Genomic DNA, 1,538 nt, shown 5'->3' with positions numbered 1-1,538 from the left:
GGCGGCGGGGGGGGCGGCGGGGGTCACGCCCGCCCCTCGGGGTGCTCAGCCGAGTTCGGCTTCGAGGTTCTCCTGAACCTCGGCCAGCTTCGCCTTCACGTCGCCGCCGTTGACCCGCAGGTCTTCGACCGCGGTGAGGACCTCGCGCCAGACGACCTTGCTCTCGGTCTCGAAGCCCTCGACGAGGGTCGACTTCGAGGTCTTGGCGGCCTCGAGGAACTGCGTCGCCCACGGGTTGGCCTCGAGGAAGGCAGCGTCCGGCTCGACGTCGGTGGCCATGGCGGAGGCGCCGAGGCCGGCACGGATGGCGGTCTGGCCCTCCTCGCCGAGCACCCAGCGCACGAAGTCCTTGGCGGCCTCCTTGTTGTCGCTGTTCGCGTTGACGGCGATGATCAGCTGCGAGTTCGAGCCGGGGTTCGCGAGCGGCAGCGGAGCCGCGCCCATGTTCTGTCCGTTCACGGCGTTGTCCGGGTTGCTCGTGATGGTCGTCGCGACACCGGAGTTCTCGAACAGCATCCCGACCTGGCCCTGGCCGAACTTCGCACGGAAGGTCGACGCGTCGTCGCCGATGGGGGCGACACCCGAGGCGAACGTCTCGAGGAACGCCTCGACGGCCTCGACGTTCTCGGCCTTGTCGATGGTCAGCTTCTTCCCGTCGCTGAGCTCGCCGCCGAATCCGTAGATCCAGTTCGCCATCTCCAGCGTCCAGCCGTCGATCTCGGCGGTCTGGTGACGGCCGGCCCAGCCGGAGATGCCCAGCTCGTCCTTGATCGTCTTCGCCGTGGTGAGGAACTCGTCGAACGTCGTCGGGACCTCCAGCCCCAGCTCGGCGAAGATGTCCTTGTTGTAGATGACGGTGCTGTAGGTCGGGCGCTCCCAGTTGAAGCCGTACTGCCCGCCGTCGAAGACTCCGGCCTCGTTCGTGTTGTTGAGCGTGTCGCCGAGCTCATCGGCGATGTCGTCGAGCGGCTCGAGCACGCCGGCGTCGACGAGCGAGGCGAACTGGCTGTCCTGGAGGACCATCACGTCGGGGCCGCCGCCGGCACCCAGCTCGGTGCTGAGCTTGTCGGCGTAGTTCGCGAACGGGATCTCGACCTTGGTGAGCTCGATGTTGTCGTCGGGGCCGGTGTAGCCCTTGACGGCGTCCCAGATGATCGGGCCCTTGCCGTCTTCGAGGAACTGCCAGTTGGAGAACGTGAGCTCTCCCCCGGCGCTTCCGGCATCCGACGAGTCGTCGCCGGCGGCGCAGCCGGCCAGGGCGATGGTCGCGGCGGCGACGAGGCCGGTGATCCGCAGCGCGCGTGCGCGGCGGGACGGGTGTGCGTGGTTCGACTTCACTGTTCACTCCTTTGGGCAGCAAGTTCTATGCGACGGTGCATCCGAGTTCTCGCCGGGTCTGCGTGAAATCGGTTTCATCACCATAACTCCGCATTCACAGCGGTGTCAAGAATGAAATGGTTACGCAACCTTATCGTGTCTTCTCACCCCGGAGAACGCACGTATCCCCCGGATACGACGGATGCCGCGGGGGTTCACCC

1 protein-coding gene is annotated in these 1,538 nt (G+C 66.8%); it reads right to left on the bottom strand.

The features are described 5' to 3' along the window. Positions 1-45: 45 nt before the first annotated feature. Positions 46-1,338, bottom strand: a complete 1,293-nt coding sequence (locus tag ACNPM4_RS03850) for an ABC transporter substrate-binding protein (protein WP_091031893.1) — start codon at positions 1,336-1,338, stop codon at positions 46-48. Positions 1,339-1,538: the final 200 nt, after the last annotated feature.

The organism is Microbacterium umsixpiens (genome assembly GCF_053543675.1).
The sequence above is the reverse complement of the archived record's forward strand: the minus strand, read 5'-3'. Positions and strand labels throughout refer to the sequence as shown.